This is a genomic window from Paenibacillus sp. MT124 (assembly GCF_058792755.1).
This window is the reverse complement of record NZ_CM179500.1, coordinates 3,765,384-3,784,744: the sequence shown is the minus strand read 5'-3', so window position 1 is coordinate 3,784,744 and position 19,361 is coordinate 3,765,384. Positions and strand designations below refer to the sequence as shown.

The following is a 19,361-nucleotide window of genomic DNA, read 5'->3' as shown; positions in this document are numbered from 1 at the left end:
TTGTCCGGTTTAGGAAATACATCGGCGCTTTCTGTACGCCGTCCTGGTGCCAGAGGACTTGAACCGTTTCTGTTCGGCACCTTTAACACGATCTTCATGATCGTGCTCGTAATTGTGACGCTGTATCCATTTTTAAACACCATTGTAGTTTCGTTTAATGCAGGGAATGACACCATTCGGGGCGGCTTATATTTATGGCCTCGTGATTTCACCTTGCAAAATTACAAAGCAGTTTTTGCTTCGGGCACGATCTATAATGCATTTTTGATTTCAGTTGCGCGGACCGTACTTTCTACTCTGCTTAATATTTTCTTGACCACCATGCTGGCCTACACGCTGAGCCGGCGCGATTATATCTTCCGTAAGTTGATTACAACTGTTTTTGTACTGACCATGTATTTCAACGCTGGTCTGATTCCGGGATACTTCCTTATGAAGGATTTGCATTTGATTAACTCCTTCTGGGTGTATGTCCTGCCATCACTGGTAAGTGCGTTTAACCTGATCGTCATTCGTACTTATATTTACACGATACCTGAAAGCTTGATTGAATCTGCGAAAATAGACGGTGCGGGAGATTTCCGAATTTTCTGGAAAATTATTTTCCCGCTATGTAAACCTGTACTGGCGACCATTGCGCTCTTCGTTGCGGTCGGGGCTTGGAACTCCTGGTTTGATGCTTTTCTGTACACATCGTCTCGTCAAGAGCTCAGCACACTGCAATACGAATTGATGAAATTGTTGTCTTCCAGCATGAACGCCAACAGCAATCCTTCCGTTGCCAATGGTATAGGAGCAGAGCATTCGACTCAGGTAACCCCAATTTCCATTCGTGCGGCCGTGACCATCGTGGCTTCCGTTCCGATTTTGCTTGTATACCCGTTCATGCAAAAATACTTTGTCGTAGGACTTAATGTAGGGAGTGTGAAGGAATAAATGTCACAGCTTCAAGTACAACAAATTCGCTATGCGAACCCGATTCTTCCCGGATTCTATCCGGATCCGAGCATTGTGAAGGCAGAGGATTACTTTTACCTTGTTTGCAGTTCGTTTGAGTATTTTCCGGGGGTTCCGATTTTTCGGAGCCCGGATCTGATTCACTGGGAGCAGATCGGCAACGTATTGGATCGGGTGAGCCAGCTTGATTTGACTGGTCAGAAGAGCTCGGACGGGATTTATGCCCCTGCGCTGCGATACCACGAAGGTACGTTTTATATGATCACGACAGATGTTAGAGGTATCGGGAACTTCTATGTTACGGCAACCAACCCTGCCGGACCGTGGTCTGATCCGATTCGCATTCCGTATGGGGGAATCGACCCCTCTCTGTTTTTTGACGATGACGGAAAAGTGTATGTTACGGCGCAGCAAGGAGCCGACTACGATTCTCATGCCATTCAATATGAGATCGACATCACGACAGGAGAGGCGTTGTCCGAACCGCAGGTGGTATGGCACGGAGACGGTGGACCGTGGACCGAGGGGCCGCACTTGTACAAAATCAACGGGATGTACTATATGATGTCTGCTTCCGGAGGGACGGCCAAGGAGCATCGCGAAATCATCGGTCGCAGCGAACATCCGTATGGCCCGTTCGAACGGTATCCAGAGCCGATTCTGACTCACCGCCATTTGGACCACCCTATTCAGTATTTGGGCCATGCCGATCTGGTGGAGGATCATCACGGAGAATGGTGGGCTGTATTCCTTGGCGTCCGCTTGACAGAAGACGGATATAGCGTGCTTGGACGCGAAACATTCCTTGCGCCGGTTGTCTGGAATGAGGGCTGGCCGCACATTGACAACAATGAAGGTACGGTAAGCCTGGACATGACGATTCAGCGTATGCCGATGTCAGTTCCTTCTCAAGCGGATGGTAATGCAGCAATTGTTGCAGGCCGGGATGACTTCAATGAAGAACTGGGTCCGCAGTGGATGTTTGTGCGCAATCCGTCAGAAGGAGCATGCTCCATAACGGATAATCCGGGTTCTTTGACACTTTACGGGCAAGAGGCAAATCTCAGCGACGTTGGTCAGATTACGTTTATTGGCCGTAGACAGCAGCATCTTCAGGCCAGCTACACAACCAGCATGACATTTGTGCCGACTGCTGATGGAGAAGAAGCGGGCATGTGCATTCGCCGGGATGAGGATGCACATTATGAGCTTGGTGTTAAAAGGTCGGAAGGACGCAACCTCATTTTTGCCCGTCTGACGGTACGTGGAGAGTCGAAAATCGTGTACGAGAATGAGACTGAAGCAGAGCAGCTGTTTCTTCGAATTGAATCAACGGAGACGGACTATAACCTGAGCTGCTCCTTGGATGAACAGGACTGGGTAACTCTTGGCACGGGTTCGGCACGGGCCATCTCTCCGGAGGACTTTGTGCATAAAATGTGCTTTACCGGAGCGGTAGTCGGGTTATATGCCACGGGCAACGGCCAGGCAAGTCATACACCTGCATGCTTCGATTGGTTCGATTATGAAATCTAGCTAACTGATCTAACGAGACGAACTAATATTACTTATTTGGTAATCAGGAGGAGGGGAATTATGGAATCCAGGCGTGAAGAGGAATCATTGAAGGCGTTATATAAGGATGCTTTTCATATCGGTGCAGCGGTTAATCCCTTGACGATCGACAGCCAGCGCTTACTGCTGGCCCACCACTTCAACAGCTTGACCGCAGAAAATGAAATGAAATTTTCAAGCCTACACCCAGAGGAGAATCTGTACACGTTCGAGAACGCAGACGTCATAGCGGCATTTGCCAGAGAGCAAGGCATGGCACTGCGAGGACATACGCTGGTCTGGCATAATCAGACTCCCGATTGGTTGTTCGAAAACGAAACGGGCGGAAAGGCGGAGCGGGATTTACTTCTTGAACGGCTTCGCTCGCATATTCAGACTGTCGTCGGCAGATATAAGAATGTGATCTACTGCTGGGATGTTGTGAATGAGGTCATCTCTGATGAGAATGATGAAAGTGCATTTTTGCGGCCTTCCAAATGGCTGGATATTGTCGGGGAGGACTTTATTGCCAAAGCATTCGAGTTTGCTCATGAAGCAGATCCACAGGCTCTCTTGTTTTATAACGACTACAACGAGTCCAACCCGCATAAGCGGGAGCGCATCTACCGGCTTGTTCGTTCACTGCTGGATCAAGGCGTACCGATTCATGGGGTAGGTTTGCAGGCACACTGGAATTTATACGACCCGACGCTGGACGACATGCGTGCTGCCATTGAGCGTTATGCCCAGCTTGGCCTTCAGCTTCAGCTCACTGAGCTTGACGTATCGGTATTTCGCTTTGACGACCGACGTACGGACCTGACTCGTCCTGAGAAGGGAATGCTGGAACTTCAAGCCCAGCGTTATGAATCCATTTTCCGTCTTCTTTACGAATATCGTGAACACATCAGTGCCGTCACATTCTGGGGAGCAGCCGATGATTATACCTGGCTTGATCATTTCCCGGTCAGAGGCAGGAAAAATTGGCCATTTTTGTTCGATGAGTCGCATGCTCCCAAACCGGCTTATGAGCGCGTCGCTCAAATTCCGAAGCGTGCTGCAATGGAGAAAAAGTGATACTTTTATCGTTAAAGCGTCCGAAAAAATGTTGAAATTGAATCATCTTTTTTGAAAGGGAGTATTTGAATGTCTGAAGTGCCTAAACCGCATCAACCGTTAGTCACCCACATCTATACTGCAGATCCATCAGCACATGTTTTTGAAGATCGGATCTATATCTATCCATCTCATGATCTGGATCATGACGGTCCGGTGAATGACAACGGAGACCAATACAAAATGGAGGATTATCATGTATTGTCCATGGCCGATCTGAATTCACCGGTCGTGGATCATGGTGAAGTGCTTCACGTTAAGGATGTCCCGTGGGCATCCAGTCAGATGTGGGCGCCAGATGCTGCATACAAAAACGGAAAATATTATCTGTTTTTCCCCGCACGTGATCATGACGGCATCTTCCGGATCGGCGTAGCAACAAGCTCTTCTCCCCAAGGTCCATTCCAACCTGAGGAGCAGTACATCCCAGGCAGCTTCAGCATTGACCCTGCCGTATTTATTGACGAGGACGACGCGGCCTACATGCTCTTTGGCGGGCTGTGGGGCGGACAGTTGGAGAAGTGGCAGACGGGAAGCTACGTGGAAGATGCCGAAGGTCCTGCTCCGGATGCGCCTGCCCTTGGCCCAAGAATTGCTAAGCTCAGCGAGGATATGCTTTCTATGTCTACGGAAGCATTGGAAATTGTAATCTTGGATCAGGAAGGCAAGCCACTTACCGCGAGCAACGAAGAATGCAGATATTTCGAAGGACCATGGATGCACAAGTATAATGGCAAGTATTACTTGTCTTACTCCACGGGGACAACGCACAAGCTGGTATATGCTACAGGTGACAATCCTATGGGACCATTCACGTTCCAGGGCACTATATTACCGCCTGTTTTGGGATGGACCACACATCATTCCATTGTTCAATTTGAGGATAAATGGTATTTATTTTATCATGACTGTTCCCTCTCCGGCGGTGTCGATTACAAACGCTGTGTCAAATTTGCCGAACTGACGTATAACTCCGATGGAACCATTCGCATGATTGACCCATACCCGGAAAAATAACAAGTTTAAGGGGGGCCTCACGGGCCTCCCTACTTATATAATCATCCCTTGAAGTCGCCCTTTAAATCTTTTTTTGGGCATGTATTTGGTTTTAAAGAGAAGGTCACATTGGCTTATTTATTTTTGAAAGCGCTTAAATAATGATTTTATTACTCTACCTTTTACTATAGGATGTGATTGTTCTTGCATCCATAAAATCACATAATCAGTCTGCTCAAGCGGGCTAGCACTCGTCAACTCATGATTAATCTTCTTGTCATATAACGATTGCATGGGAATTTATAATGCTGTATGCGGAAGTGGTATCAACCTTCATTATAGTGGAGAACGATGTTATTTTTTTCTGTTGCTTCTGGATTAAAACATGTAAAATGGGTTTGACTGAGGAGTCAGTGTTTGAATTGCTATTTTTAACGATATTTTTACAATATTCAAAATAAGTGGGGTGTATTAAGGCATGGTTCATCACAATCCCATTCTATGGGCCGATTATCCGGATCTCGATGTCATCCGCGTTGAAGATACGTATTACATGGTGAGTACGACGATGCATATGATGCCAGGATGTGTCATCCTGCGTTCATATGATCTGATGCATTGGGAAGTGGCAACTCACGTGTATGATAGACTGGATGACACGCCCGCCCAAAGACTGGAAGACGGCAAGCAGATTTATAGTAAAGGAATGTGGGCAGCTTCACTTCGGTATCATCAAGGGACTTTTTATGTAATCTTTGTAGCGAACGATACGCGAAAGACGTATTTGTACACCTCTTCATCTATATTGGGGCCATGGAACAAACGCATTGTTGATGGCTTTTATCATGATTGCTCTCTTTTCTTTGACGATGACGACCGGGTATATCTGGTACATGGCAATACCGAAATTCATCTGATCGAGTTAAAGACTGATCTGTCAGGACCTAAACCGGGGGGATTGCAGCGTTTAATCGTAAAAGAGCGAGAGCCTTACCATCTGGGGTACGAGGGTGCCCATTTCTATAAAATCGATGGAAAGTATTATGTGTTCCTGATTCACATTTCCAAAGAGGCGGGACGAAGAACCCAGGCATACTTTATGGCGGATTCGTTAGATGGTGAATTTGTCGGTGGAGAATGTTTTAACGACGATATGGGGTATTTCAATTCTGGTGTTGCTCAAGGAGGGATCGTCGATACTCCGGATGGTGAGTGGTACGCCATGCTGTTTCAGGATCATGGAGCCGTGGGTCGGATTCCGGTACTTGTTCCCATGCATTTCGAAGGCGGTATACCCGTTTTTGCAAGCAAGGCACCAAAAGAAATTGATATTCCTAGCACAAGGCCGGATTATCAATACAGCCCACTGGTAGGCAGCGACGATTTCAGTTATCACATTGGAGAAGACGGTAGATTACGCCTGCGTGATTTTTGGCAGTGGAATCATACGCCCCATGATGAACTTTGGACTGTAACCGAGAAGCCTGGTACATATCGTATTCGGAGCGGTCAGCTCAGTCCGAACTTAACGTTTGCCGTAAACACATTAACCCAGCGCGCGATGGGACCTGCATGTACGGCTAACGTGACACTGGACGGCAGCGGATTAAACGATGGTGATTATGCAGGCATATGTTTTTTAATAGGAACTTACGGTCTGATTGCGTTAACTAGGGATGAAGGACAGTTCTACCTTGTCATGCATGCACGGGAAAGTGAGGATTCCAGCATATTCGGGAATTTGATTGATCAGGAGCCTGCCACGGAACATGCTCGAATCCCCGTAGCCGGGCCGGTCGTTACTTTCCAGGCGTCAGGTCATTTTGTGAACAATCAGGATGAGTGTTCGTTTGCCTACCTCGATGGCACAGAGTGGAAGTCGCTAGGCATTCCCCACAAGATGTTCTATAAACTGGATCATTTCATGGGCTGCCGGATTGGCTTATTCCTCTACTCAACGAAGGTTATTGGAGGTATAGCCGATTTCTCCAATTTCGAATACCGGGTCATCTAGGCAACGAACACACAATGGTATGCATAAAGTCGCCTGGTGGCGGCTTTTTGTACGCCTACAGATCTTTAGGTATAGAATGATTGAATTCCGGATGATCCATAAAATAAATGGCATGATTCATTCCAATAGAAAGTGGGGCAAGTTGTCGTGTCTAATCGATGGAAGTACAGAACAAGATGGACCTTGATTCTGCTCCTTGCGGTGCTCATGCCTGTAAGCCTTATGCAAGGAATGTCTGAGCAGACGCAACCGTTACCCACGGGGCAGCAGGGAGAGCCTTCCGAGGAGAAAGGAAAATATGTTCCGTCCATACAAGTCACTTTTGTCAGGGAAACAGAGGAGGAACTGGAGCGAATGGTTGAGGAGTTACCGGGTGAAAGTCTGATAGATAATCGCTGGACACGCTTGTATGAAGAAGAATTGGGAATTCAGATTCGTTATGACTGGATCGCAACGGGTGATGTTTATAATCAGAAGCTAGGGGTAGCCCTTGCTTCAGGCCGTTTCCCTGACGTTGTCAAAGTAAACCCATACCAGCTCAGGCAGTTAAGCAATGCCGGATTAATTGAAGACCTAACCGAAGTGTACCAAACGCAAGCCACTCCTCTTACCAAAAAAATATTGGAGGCTGAGGGTAGAGGTGCGTTCGACGCTGCTACCATAAACGGTAGACTGATGGCCATCCCTGAATCGTCATCTTCCATTGAAACCGCGCAGTATCTGTGGATCAGAAAGGATTGGCTGGAAAAACTGGATCTACAGCCCCCAAGAACGATGGAGGATGTCCTAAACATATCGGAAGCGTTCACCAAAGGGGACCCTGATGGTAACGGGAAAAACGACACCTATGGAATGGCGATGACGAGTTATTTGTGGGATCCCGTCATGGGTGTATCCGGATTCATGGCGGGTTACGAGGCTTATCCGAATATCTGGATCAAGGACAAGAAGGGGAATCTCGTTTACGGTGGCATACAACCAGAGGTCAAACAAGCGCTTGAGATGCTGCGAAACTTATACCTTAATGGCCAGGTGGATCCCGAGTTTGCCTACAAAAACGGAAGCAAGGAGTCTCGACTGGTTCAGGACGGTAAAATAGGCATGCTGTATGGTGAACAGTGGACCCCATTCATGCTTCAGACTACGCGCGATAAGGACCCGAGCGCAGAGTGGCAAGCATACCCTCTTGTGGCCGAGTCTGGAAAAGACATACGGGTCCCGCTGCGTTCCAATACAGGACAATATTTTGCCGTAAAAAAAGGATTTGCCCATCCTGAGGTCATCGTTAAGCTTATGAATCTGCATCTGGACAAAAACTGGGGTGAACAAGCTGAGTATGAAAAGTACTACAATGATGACTCACTTGCCGTGTGGAAGCTTTCGCCAGTAACTCCGTTTCCAGGAACCAAAAACATAGATGCTTACAGAGATATTCGTGACGCCACAGAAAAAGGAGACTACTCCAGCCTGGAGAATGAAGCACTTGCGATCCACAAACGAATAGTTGCTTATGACTCCGAAGGCGTAAAGAGTGGATGGGGATGGAAACAGACCTATGGCCCTTCGGGTGCTTTTAGCATTGCCGATGCCTATGACTTGAACGGACAGTTGATGTACGACGAATATACGGGTGGGATAACTGAAAGCATGGTTGACCGGCAAATTATTCTTCGAGATCTCCAGCTTGAAGCCTACATGAATATTATCCTTGGTTCACCCCTCGAAGAGTTTGATCGGTTCGTCGACGATTGGTACAAGCTCGGTGGGGAAGAAATTACATCGGAGGTGAATGCGTGGTTCAGAACCAATGGTGGAGGGGATCACGGCTCGTTGGCATCTTCGAATTAATTCACAATCCTTTCGTGGTTTGGCTTACAGGAGGTGAAAGGGTTGTTTAGGATCCCTGCCCAGTCGTGGCTCAACAGCATATTTGCAAGACTAATCATCACTTACCTGGCTTTTGTCATTCCGCTGATTCTTCTTGGGGTATATCTATATCACTGGAGTTACGATACGGCAAGCCAGGAAATATCCTTGTCGACTGATCGGCGCTTGAACCAATTTGCCATGGAGCTGAACAGGGAGATCGAATGGATGGAACTGCAGCAGTTCGACATCGCGGAAGATCGCAAACTGAACCGGCTTGCCATTCTATGGAACATGATGGATCAAGTGGAACGACGTGAAACGTTGAATTATTTATCGGAACGATTGGCTGCTTTCAAAAACAGCAGTGCTTACATCCGGAACGTTTACGTACATATCCCTTCGGTCAACAAGAGCGTATCGGCCGTGCAGGGCATTGATGACTTTGATCAGGAATCCTTTAGCTACTTTAGTTCAACTCGAGAAGAAAAAGGGATTCGCTTTACTGTGAAAGGTGACAGCTTGAATCTTAGCGCTGTTAGACTAACAGGCCAAAGAGGTGAGGATCCGCTGTTTGTTGTCCAAGTGGAACTGGATAACGCGGAAGTTCAGAATGAATTGTCACAGCTTAATCTTTATCCCGAGAGTGCAACATTGCTGATCGAGGACAAAACGGGGCTTGCCATCTCGGACCAGCGGCGTGATGCCATTCTGTCCAGTCACCGCAAGTCCAGCCTGACAAACTCGCAAACCAACTTTCAGGTGAGTGTGGACGATACCGTGTATCATGTGAACCAGCTTCATATAAGTACGCTGGGCTTGTCCGTAGCCACCTATTTGCCGGAGGAAATCGTAACTAAACCTCTCAGCAGATTTGTTCAATGGGCCTGGATTTTTGCCATCACTTCATTTATCGCCATTGCAGCGTATCTGTATTCCAGCTACAAGCTGATCCATATGCCGCTGCTGCTGCTTGTCAAAAGGTTCAAGAAAATGGAGGGAGGCGTGCTGGACATTCCAATCAACCATCATCGAAAAGATGAATTCGGTTTTTTGTACAGCCGTTTCAATCTTATGATCGAAAATCTTCGGCAGCTGATTGACCGTGATTTCAAAATGACCATGATGATGCAGCGGGCAGAATTAAGACAGCTTCAATCCCAGATTAATCCGCATTTTCTGTACAATAGCTTCTTTATTTTAAATTCCCTGGCGAGAACAGGAGATACGGATCGCATTGAACAATTTACGAACATGCTTGGCGAGTACTTCCGCTTCATCACCCGAAACGGGACAGATCATGTTCCCTTGAAGGAGGAAGTGGAGCATTCGAGAATCTATACGGAAATTCAGCAGCTGCGATTCTCCAGACGCATCAAGGTGGACTTCGGGCAGGTACCCCTGGAGATGGAACAGATTCAGGTGCCCAGGCTGATTATTCAGCCGATTATTGAGAATGCTTACGAGCACAGTCTTGAAAAAAATACAGATACAGGTCTCTTGCGCGTACATTTCTATATGGAGGAATCCTATATCGAATTTGTCGTGGAAGACAACGGAAACGAGCTGCGCATGGAAGATATTAAGCTCCTCCAGGAGCGGCTGCTGAATGAAACAAGTACAGATGAAATGACCGGATTAATGAATATACACCGGCGCCTTAGACTGACCTATGGGGAAAAAAGCGGTCTTTTTCTCTCCAGGAGTGAGCTGCAGGGGCTAAGGGTCGCTGTTCGGATTCAGGCGGAAGGAAGGGGAGACGAATAACGAATGTATAGACTTTTGATCGTGGACGATGAGGAGATTATCACGGATAGTCTGTATGAGACGTTTGCCAGATATATGCCAGACAACCTTGACGTGTGCAAAGCCTATTCTGCTGCGGAGGCGTTATCTTGGATGCGGCGCTCCAGGATAGACATTGTACTGACAGATATCCGCATGCCGGGAACAAGCGGCCTGGAGCTGACCGAGGAGATTAAGGCCCGATGGCCACAATGCCGCGTTATATTCTTGACAGGACACAGTGATTTTGATTATGCCTACAAGGCTTTTCAAATGGGCAACGTAAGGTATTTACTCAAAACGGAGGGCTATGACAAAGTGATGTCCGTCGTCGAACAGGTGATCCAAGAGATTCGGCAAAGTCATACCATGAATGAAGTGCTGGAACAGTCTGATGAGATCACTTCCAGATTAGCCGCTATGCAGCAGGAGGAATATGTGCGTAAGCTGCTTCAGCAGTGTAAGCCGGCCGGTTCAGCAGATGAGATCCAAGCTGAACTGACTCGAAGAAACATTGAATTGCAAGCCGATTCCCCGGTGTACCTGGTGCTTGGACGATTTAACACAATGCCTGTAAACCCGGCTGATCTCGAACATGTTCAAGCATCCATTCGAGTGATCGGCTCTTCGCTTATTCGTGAACATGCGATATCTGCCAGCGTAACCGATCATTATGGCGATGCGGTCTGGCTGATTCAACCGAATAGAGAGAACATCAGCTCGGACGATCATTTTGTCACCTATGTCGAAGGGACATTGGAACTTGTACAAGAAGCTTGCCAGTCCTCATTAGGTGTATCCATTGCATTTGCATTAAGCGGACAGGGCTGTCCATGGTCCCAAATTCCTAGACAATACGAACGTTTGCGTCTCCTGCAATGGATGAAGATCGGGGACGGGATATCCATGGTGTTAACAGATAAAACCGAAGAAACTGCAGTGGGAGCTTCCAAGGATTATTTGCGCATTTCAAGCCGAATCGAACTAATGATCGGTTATTTGGAAACCGGCAGGTTCCAGTCTTTTTATGACGTCTTTGAAGAGCTGATCAATGAATTGCTGCATCAGGACATGATTATGGAGCGAGCGATGGAGACGTACTATCACTTGGCACTGATGCTGTACACCACATTCAATCGTTGGGGGCTTCCGCATGAGATCCCTGATCAGCGAAGCCTTCTTCATCACGGAGATTATCGAAGTATACGGGAGGCCGTACACAACCTGTACCAGGCAGCTGATCAGTTGGTTCAATTCAAACAGGCCAATGAAGCGGAACGGGCTAATTTGGTGACCCAAACGATATGCACATACATCAAAAATAATCTGGAGAAGGATTTATCCTTGGTCCGACTGGCTGAATTGAATCATTTCAACCCATCCTATCTCTCCCGATTCTTCAAGCAGGAAACCGGGATCAACTTGTCCGAGTTTATTGACGATTGCCGCATTCGAAGAGCCAAGGAGCTGCTGGCCCATACGGATCTTATGGTACGGGAGATCGCGCTGCAAGTCGGTTATGAAGCAGCTCATTCGTTTACTCGTCTATTCAAGAAGCTGACAGGTATGACGCCGCAGGAATATCGCGAATCCTTACTGGTTCGATAGTGGCTATGTAAGAAACAGACATGAATGGCTGGGACAGGTTACAAGATTCAAGTATGCTTTTGTACATTTACGATAGGTTAACTGTCTTCATCAGATGTCATAAGGATCCGGATATGATAAAAACGCAGGAGCAGATGCTCCTGCGTTTTTGGTTTGACTGGAAGAGTTCCAAATAGTAAACAGATTCATTCCTACCTATGCCGTATGGGTTTTCTGTCTCCGGTAGGCATTGGGACTTGAACCGGTATACGATTTGAACTTTTTGTAAAACCAATCAATATCCTTATAACCGACCTCTATAGCTATTTCGTATATTCGCAAACGGGTTGAGGATAGAAGCTGCTTGGCTTTCTCCATACGCTGTTGAAGCAAGTAATCCGTGAAAGACATATTTTCCTCCAGCTTGAACTTCTGGCCCAGGTAGGCGCAATTGAAATGCAGCATATCGGAAATTTTCCTTAACGTGATTTCATCCCCCAGATGATCCCGGATATAGGCTTTGACAAGGCGGATGACATGACTGGAGTTCATTGCTTTTCCGTAGATTGGAATAGGGGATTTACTAGGCATACTTTGTTTGACTGGTTCAGAGCTCAGCCTGCTCTGCATGCCAAGTAAACTGTTCAGCAGATCCGAGGGACGGACTGGACCAGACAAATAGTCATTTACCTGATAAGCCAGTGCTTTCCGCACAAGTCGGTAGTGATCTCTTCCACCCAGTAGAAGGATTGGAATATCACTGGTTTTCCGTATGTGGTGACATAACCACAGCCCAGCCGTATCATACTGCTCCGTAAATACAACAACAATGACAAATTGCCTTTCAGACAAAGCAGTCAGGGCTGCAGGAGCAGAATGGACACATTCACCGATCACATACTGCGATTTGTTATGGTTCAGCAGATGCTGAAGTTCTCTGCACCAACGGCGACTGTAATCGACAAGCAGCATATTGTACAAGAAGCATGACCTCACCTTCCTGAATTTCGTTCGGGCGGTTCATCTCTGGATAAAGGCATAATTTTATTATGGGAATAAAAGAAAGCGCATACAATGTGCAACTTTTTTCAGACAGTGCATTTCTTTACCAATTCACATTAAAAAGACAGCGTATCTCTTTCAAATCCTGCATTTCTATAATTTGACAGGGTAAATATCTAAGTTTCATCGGGTTGTTTGCGCTTTCATCCGAGAGATACACTGTGGGAGCAAACGACAATCAGGGGGGAAGACGATGAGAAAAAACAAGTTTATGCTGCTGAGCCTGGTATTCGCGGTCATGCTACTAATTGCTGCATGCAGTTCTACGCCAACCGCACAACCTGAACCGGAGAAACCGGCACCTCAGGAGGAGCAACAACCTGCCGAAACGGAGCCCGAGAATGAAAACTCCACGCCGGAAATGGATTTTGATATGGGCGGCCGGACCATCAAAGTGGTTGCTTGGTGGGATATGGAGATTCAGGACAATAACCCGGACAATATTCAGCGCCTCGAAAATCTGGAAGCACTGAAGAAAAAACACAACTTTAACATCGAATATGTTTCCATCGACTTTGGTGAGTATCAGGAGAAAGTGGTGGCTTCCCTGATGGCAGGTGAACCGCTTGGGGACTTTGTAAGGCTCGGTAAGGATTACGCCATCCCCGCATTGACCAAACAGGATCTGTTGTGGCCAGTGGATGACTATATCAAAAACGACAAGGTATTCAACCAGAAAACGACCAAGGAATACATGCAGTACGAAGGCAAGGGCTACGGGTTTACCGAAGATCAATCTTCATTTATTAACGGCATTTTCTACAATCGGACCCTTATGCAGGAACTGGGCTTGAAGCCATTGCAGGAATATGTGGATGCCGATGAATGGAACTGGGATACATTCCTCAGCGTTGCAAAAGAAGCAAACAAGGATCGAAACAATGATGGCAAGCTGGATACGTGGGGACTTGCTCAGACAGGTCTTCTTGAACCCGTTTTGTATTCCAACGAAGCTTCTCTGACCAAAGAAGATAAGCAGAACCTGGAAGATCCGAAGACCAAAGAAGCGCTGAACTTCCTGTCCAAAATGGCAACCGAGAAAGTCGGCAGAGCTTCAGAAGGCGGCGACTGGACAGAACCATCCACCTTCTTCCGTCAAGGTAATACACTGATGTACGCAGGAGCAATGTACGAGGTAGAAGGCATTATGACGGATATGAAGGATTATGATATCGGCTTTGTACCTTTTCCCAAAGGACCAAGTGCTTCGGCGTATCACTCCGGTGAATCACGCTACCAGGCAATTACAATTCCTAAAGCGGTGGAGAATCCGGAACAACTGATGTACATCTGGGAGAAAATTAACGAGATTGATTCGATCTACGAGTATCCCGGCCAATCCACGCTGGAGACACACCTGACGGATGAGGCAGACATCAATAACGCTAGAGAGGTTGCAGAGGGCATGCTTGTACTCGACCATAATACATTCCCGTCCTTGCCATTCTGGGACTTTGATGCAGAGCTTAAAGAGGGCGTATCCGTATCTACGCTGATTGAGAAATACAAGGCTCCCTTCCAGGCAGCGATTGATGAGGTATATAAATAAGCACCTACACTATACACGGGCAGAACGTATCCGTATCGGTGCGGTCTGTCCGGATTAGTTAGTCAACCGTTTTATGGTCGCTACGCTTACAGGAAAGGGGATACATTCGAACATGCGGTCACGTAAGAAAATGGGGCTGATTCTGGTGCTTGTCCTGGCCTTAGTGTTCTCGATCTGGACGATCTATCCATCGCGTGATCAAAGCACGGGAACGGTACATGCGCTCGAAGATTTTGAAGCGGTCTCGAACACGGACGATGAAAGCAGCTATGAACATTATCAGAGTATGCATGCCAGCAGCGCCAAGCCGGACAACGTCATACGAATTGAAGGTGAATCTTATGTTCAGGCGGAAGGCGGAGCATTCGAAGTTGTACAGGGATATGAGGGATTAGATGGCAAAGCCGTCATTACGCCTGAAACCGGAAGCATTCGCTGGGATGTGCCCGTTCAAGCGAGTGGTCTGTACCATGTCCGCATCCACTATTATCCCGTTGAAGGCAAGAGTTCAGGGATTGAACGCAGGCTGGAGCTAAACGGGCACGTTCCATTCAGGGGTGCTGACGTCTTGCTGTTCGACAGGGTGTGGGGCAATCGGGAAGAAGACATCAGGCGGGATGACCGTGGCAACGATCTCAGGCCGAGACAGGTGGAACAGCCCGAGTGGCAGCTCGCTTCCTTCAGGGATAGCGCAGGTTACTTCGAGGAGCCGTTCCAATTTTATTTTGAAAAGGGTAAACAGGATTTAAGGCTCACCTCGCTAAGAGAGAGCATGGCCATTGATTATATCGAACTGTATCAGGAAGAGGACGTCCCTTCCTATGCGGATTTGCAGGCAAGTTATGAGACACGTGGCTTGAAACCGGCTGAGCCTGTCATGTTGAAGGTTCAGGCAGAGCAGGCAGCGAGCAAGTCCTCGCCGACACTGTCACCCATCTCGGATCGATCCAGTCCTTCACTGGAGCCATATCACGTTTCGAAAATTCGGATTAATGCCATTGGAGGGATAAACTGGAAGCTGCCTGGTGAATGGATTGAGTGGGAGATCGACGTGCCGGAAGACGGGTTATATCAGCTCGCGCTGAAGGTGAAGCAGGACCAACTGCGCGGCATTTATGCCACCCGCAGTCTGACCATTGACGGCAAGGTACCGTTCAAGGAAATGAAACGCATTCGTTTTAATTACAGTCCTTCCTGGCAAACGCAAGTCCTTGGAGCCGGAGAAGAACAGCCCTATCAGTTCCATCTTGAAAAAGGGAAACACCGTATTCGGATGACGGTCACACTGGGTGATATTGCCCCGCTGCTCCGTACGGTGGAGTCCAGCGTGCTGGAACTGAACGAGATGTACCGCAAAATATTAATGATTACTTCGAACCAGCCCGATCCGCTGCGGGACTATCAGCTCGAACGGCGTATTCCGGAGATGACCGAGGTGTTTGAACGACAGGCGGATACACTTAGCTCGGTAGCAACCTATCTGGAGCAGGCCACGGGTGAGCAGAGCGATAAAGTCGCGATTCTGAATGCAATGGTCGTTCAGCTTAAGGATATGGTGGCCAGACCCGAGACGGTACCGAAACGATTGGATACATTCAAGATTAACGTGGGCGGACTTGGCACCTGGATTCTGACCGTACGAGAGCAGCCCATTACGATGGATTACCTTGTCGTATCCCAGCCAGGTGGGTCACTGCCGGATGCAAATTCTTCGGCCATCCAGCAAGTAAAGCATGAACTGGGAGCCTATGTGGCCTCCTATACGGAAGATTACGACAGTATCGGCAACGTGGAGCAAAAGAAAGACGCGATTACCGTTTGGATTACAACTGGACGGGACCAAGCCCAGGTGCTTAAGGGTCTGATCGATGATTCGTTTACCCCGGATACCGATGTCTCGGTACAATTGCGTCTTGTTCCGCCCAACATTCTGCTGCCTGCAACGCTTTCGGGGGAAGGACCGGACGTGGCCATGCAGATGGGTGAGGACATACCCGTGAACTATGCGATGAGAAATGCAGCAGCGGATCTGAGCAAGTTCCCGGACTTCGAAGAGATTTCCGGACGTTTCCGTGAAAGCGGACTGACGCCTTACCGTTACAATGACGGGGTCTACGCGCTGCCGGAGCAGCAGCACTTCCCGATGCTTTTTTACCGTAAAGATATCCTGAATGAGCTGGGCCTTGAACCGCCGAAGACATGGCAGGACGTCTATAACGCCATCGCGGTGCTGCAGAAACACAACATGGAGTTCTATCTGCCCATCGAGGATACGTTGAACAATGCAAACCTTGTACCGAACTCCACTTTTGCCATGCTGTTGTATCAAAATGATGGCACCTTCTATACGGAAGATCAGAAGAAGAGTGCACTGGATTCGGAGATTTCAATGGATGCTTTTAAACGCTGGACCCAGTTCTATACCAATTACAAATTTCCGCTCAAGGCAGACTTTCCAAACCGGTTCCGTACTGGGGAAATGCCGATTGGCATCGCCGATTATACCACGTACAACATGCTGACGGTTATGGCACCGGAAATTCGCAACCTCTGGGATTTTACCATTGTTCCGGGTACTGAGCTTCCGGACGGTTCTATACGGCATGAGGTAGCCAGTGCGACCAGCGCCGTGATGATGCTTGAAAATGCAGGCAACAAGGAAGCTGCATGGAAGTTCATGAAATGGTGGACCGATGAGCAGACCCAGATCGAATACGGAAGAGAAATGGAAGGCCTGATGGGAGCGGCTGCCCGCTACCCGACGGCGAATATTAAGGCATTGCAGCAGCTGCCTTGGCCCGTGAAGGATTATCAAAATCTGGAGAAACAATGGAAATGGGTACAAGGTATCCCGCAGCTTCCGGGAGGTTATTTCACTGGCAGGCATCTGGACAATGCATTCCGTAAGGTGGTTAACGCCAACGAAAACCCGCGTGAGGCCCTGTCGGACTATGTCCTGTATATCGATGATGAAATCGAGTTAAAGCGCAAGGAATTCAATCTGAAGTAGAAGGAAGGGAGGGTAACGGTTGCAAGCCAAAACAACCAAGACAGCAGCCGCTCCTGCCATCCATACGCGTCCAGCGGGCAGGTGGTCCCTTTTGAAGAGGGATCTGTATCTCAGCAGACACTATTACGTATTGATGGCACCGTTTATGTTGATCTTTTTCATGTTCACTGTCATACCGGTCGGCATTTCGCTTGGGCTCAGCTTTTTCCATTTTAATATGCTGGAGCTGCCGCGTTTTATCGGCTGGCAAAACTATTCACGCCTGTTCCTGGGGGACGATGTCTTTTTAATTGCTCTGAAAAATACGCTGCTGTTTGCCGTTATCACCGGCCCAGTCAGTTATATTGCCTGCTTTTTGTTTGCCTGGATCATCAATGAACTGTCGCCTAAAATCCGGGCGGTCATGACGCTGGTATTCTACGCTCCATCCATATCCGGTAACGTGTTTTTCATCTGGCTGATCATCTTCTCCGGTGACAGCTACGGGTACATGAATGGTTTCCTGATGCGTCTGGGCGTCACCCTGGAACCCATCCAATGGCTCGCAGATGAGAGATACGTGCTGGCCATCGTCATTATCGTTCAGCTATGGCTCAGTCTTGGAACCAGCTTCCTGGCTTTTATCGCAGGTCTGCAGACGATTGACCGCTCCCTGGTGGAAGCCGGTACAGTGGATGGGATCAAAAATCGATGGCAGGAGCTCTGGTATATCACCCTGCCATCGATGAGACCCCAACTCATGTTTGGCGCGGTCATGCAGATTACGGCTTCATTTGCTGTAGCCGAAATTTCGATTGCCCTGGCCGGTTTCCCAAGTGTTAACTATGCAGCGCATACGGTCGTTACCCATTTGATGGACTTCGGCACCATTCGCTTCGAGATGGGATATGCCTCGGCCATTGCAACGGTGCTGTTTGCACTGATGCTTGGTACTAACGTCTTGACGCAAAAAATGCTGAGAAAGATAGGTGAATGACAATGACCAGCAAAGTACGTGCCGTGTTCGGCATGCCCAAAAGACTGAATCGGTCATTTACCGTCAGCCTGATGCTGTTTGCCCTGCTGGCCGTGTTTGGATCATTTATGGTGTTACCTCTCATCTATGCTGTTAACAACGCATTTAAGCCGCTAGATGAATTGTTTATTTTTCCACCGCGCTTCTGGGTGAACAATCCAACAACGGAGAATTTCGCGGATCTGATCAATTTGATGGGCAATTCGTGGGTACCGCTATCCCGCTATATTGCCAATACATTGCTCATTACGATCCTGGGGACGGCAGGACATATCCTTCTGGCCTCTGCGGCGGCTTATCCACTGGCGAAATATCGTTTTCCCGGTTCTAAGGTATTGTTCACGATTGTCATTCTGTCCCTCATGTTTTCGCCGCATGTCACTGCCATCCCGAACTACATGGTTATGTCCTGGCTCGGCTGGATTAACAGTCATGCTTCGATTATCGTGCCGTCCCTAGCGTTCTCTTTGGGACTGTTCCTGATGAAACAGTTCATGGAACAGATCCCGGATGCACTGCTGGAGGCAGCGAAGATTGATGGCGCGAATGAATACCGTATTTTCTGGAGTATTGTGATGCCTAATGTGAAGCCGGCTTGGCTTACTCTGATGATTTTGCAGTTTCCGGCCCTCTGGGGAACAGACGGTGGAAGTTTTATTTACAGTGAAAATCTCAAAACATTGCATTACGCGCTCAGCCAGATTGTTCAGGGAGGAATAGCGAGAGCGGGAGTTGGTGCAGCGGTAGCACTGCTGCTAATGATCGTACCGATTACCCTGTTCATCATCTCCCAGAGCAGCGTCATGCAGACGATGGCTACTTCGGGCATGAAAGAGTAGAAAGGAGGCAG

At 48.0% G+C, this 19,361-nt stretch carries 13 protein-coding genes; 12 read left to right on the top strand and 1 reads right to left on the bottom strand.

The features are described 5' to 3' along the window. Positions 1 to 96 precede the first annotated feature (96 nt). The 8 genes from AC3RCI_RS17015 to AC3RCI_RS16980 all read left to right on the top strand — a co-directional run bounded on the left by AC3RCI_RS17015 (position 97) and on the right by AC3RCI_RS16980 (position 11,896). Entirely contained in the window at positions 97 to 936 is an 840-nt protein-coding gene (locus AC3RCI_RS17015; RefSeq protein WP_251641078.1) for a carbohydrate ABC transporter permease, read from the top strand. Next, complete coding sequence (locus AC3RCI_RS17010; protein ID WP_492525668.1) at positions 937 to 2,493, top strand: glycoside hydrolase family 43 protein; 1,557 nt, start codon at positions 937 to 939, stop codon at positions 2,491 to 2,493. Positions 2,494 to 2,553: 60 nt separating this feature from the next. Then, positions 2,554 to 3,588: an endo-1,4-beta-xylanase gene (locus AC3RCI_RS17005; protein WP_492525666.1), complete on the top strand. Its 1,035-nt coding sequence runs from the start codon at positions 2,554 to 2,556 to the stop codon at positions 3,586 to 3,588. Between the two features lie 69 nt (positions 3,589 to 3,657). Beyond that, positions 3,658 to 4,644, top strand: coding sequence for a glycoside hydrolase family 43 protein (locus tag AC3RCI_RS17000; protein ID WP_492525664.1), 987 nt, complete (start codon positions 3,658 to 3,660; stop codon positions 4,642 to 4,644). Positions 4,645 to 5,101: 457 nt separating this feature from the next. Further along, a complete protein-coding gene (locus tag AC3RCI_RS16995; protein WP_492525662.1) occupies positions 5,102 to 6,637 on the top strand; it encodes a glycoside hydrolase family 43 protein in 1,536 nt (511 codons plus the stop codon). A 147-nt stretch (positions 6,638 to 6,784) separates the two neighbouring features. Then, positions 6,785 to 8,485 (top strand): extracellular solute-binding protein, encoded by a 1,701-nt coding sequence (locus tag AC3RCI_RS16990; RefSeq protein ID WP_492472558.1) that lies wholly within the window; start codon positions 6,785 to 6,787, stop codon positions 8,483 to 8,485. Positions 8,486 to 8,527: 42 nt separating this feature from the next. Further along, complete coding sequence (locus tag AC3RCI_RS16985; protein WP_492525660.1) at positions 8,528 to 10,270, top strand: sensor histidine kinase; 1,743 nt, start codon at positions 8,528 to 8,530, stop codon at positions 10,268 to 10,270. A 3-nt stretch (positions 10,271 to 10,273) separates the two neighbouring features. After that, positions 10,274 to 11,896, top strand: coding sequence for a response regulator (locus AC3RCI_RS16980; RefSeq protein WP_492525658.1), 1,623 nt, complete (start codon positions 10,274 to 10,276; stop codon positions 11,894 to 11,896). Between the two features lie 195 nt (positions 11,897 to 12,091). Here the strand turns inward: AC3RCI_RS16980 and AC3RCI_RS16975 are convergent, their stop codons facing one another. Further along, positions 12,092 to 12,847, bottom strand: a complete 756-nt coding sequence (locus AC3RCI_RS16975; RefSeq protein WP_336782068.1) for a helix-turn-helix domain-containing protein — start codon at positions 12,845 to 12,847, stop codon at positions 12,092 to 12,094. A gap of 283 nt (positions 12,848 to 13,130) precedes the next feature. Between AC3RCI_RS16975 and AC3RCI_RS16970 the strand changes: the two genes are divergently transcribed. The 4 genes from AC3RCI_RS16970 (at position 13,131) to AC3RCI_RS16955 (ending at position 19,350) form a co-directional block, all read left to right on the top strand. Then, positions 13,131 to 14,486 carry an extracellular solute-binding protein gene (locus AC3RCI_RS16970; RefSeq protein WP_336781863.1) on the top strand — a complete coding sequence of 452 codons (1,356 nt, stop codon included), beginning with the start codon at positions 13,131 to 13,133 and terminating at the stop codon, positions 14,484 to 14,486. Positions 14,487 to 14,598: 112 nt separating this feature from the next. After that, on the top strand, positions 14,599 to 17,496 hold the full coding sequence (locus AC3RCI_RS16965; RefSeq protein WP_492525656.1) for an extracellular solute-binding protein: 2,898 nt from the start codon (positions 14,599 to 14,601) through the stop codon (positions 17,494 to 17,496). A gap of 58 nt (positions 17,497 to 17,554) precedes the next feature. Continuing rightward, complete coding sequence (locus AC3RCI_RS16960; protein ID WP_376035425.1) at positions 17,555 to 18,472, top strand: carbohydrate ABC transporter permease; 918 nt, start codon at positions 17,555 to 17,557, stop codon at positions 18,470 to 18,472. A 2-nt stretch (positions 18,473 to 18,474) separates the two neighbouring features. Then, on the top strand, positions 18,475 to 19,350 hold the full coding sequence (locus AC3RCI_RS16955; protein ID WP_076288847.1) for a carbohydrate ABC transporter permease: 876 nt from the start codon (positions 18,475 to 18,477) through the stop codon (positions 19,348 to 19,350). Positions 19,351 to 19,361: the final 11 nt, after the last annotated feature.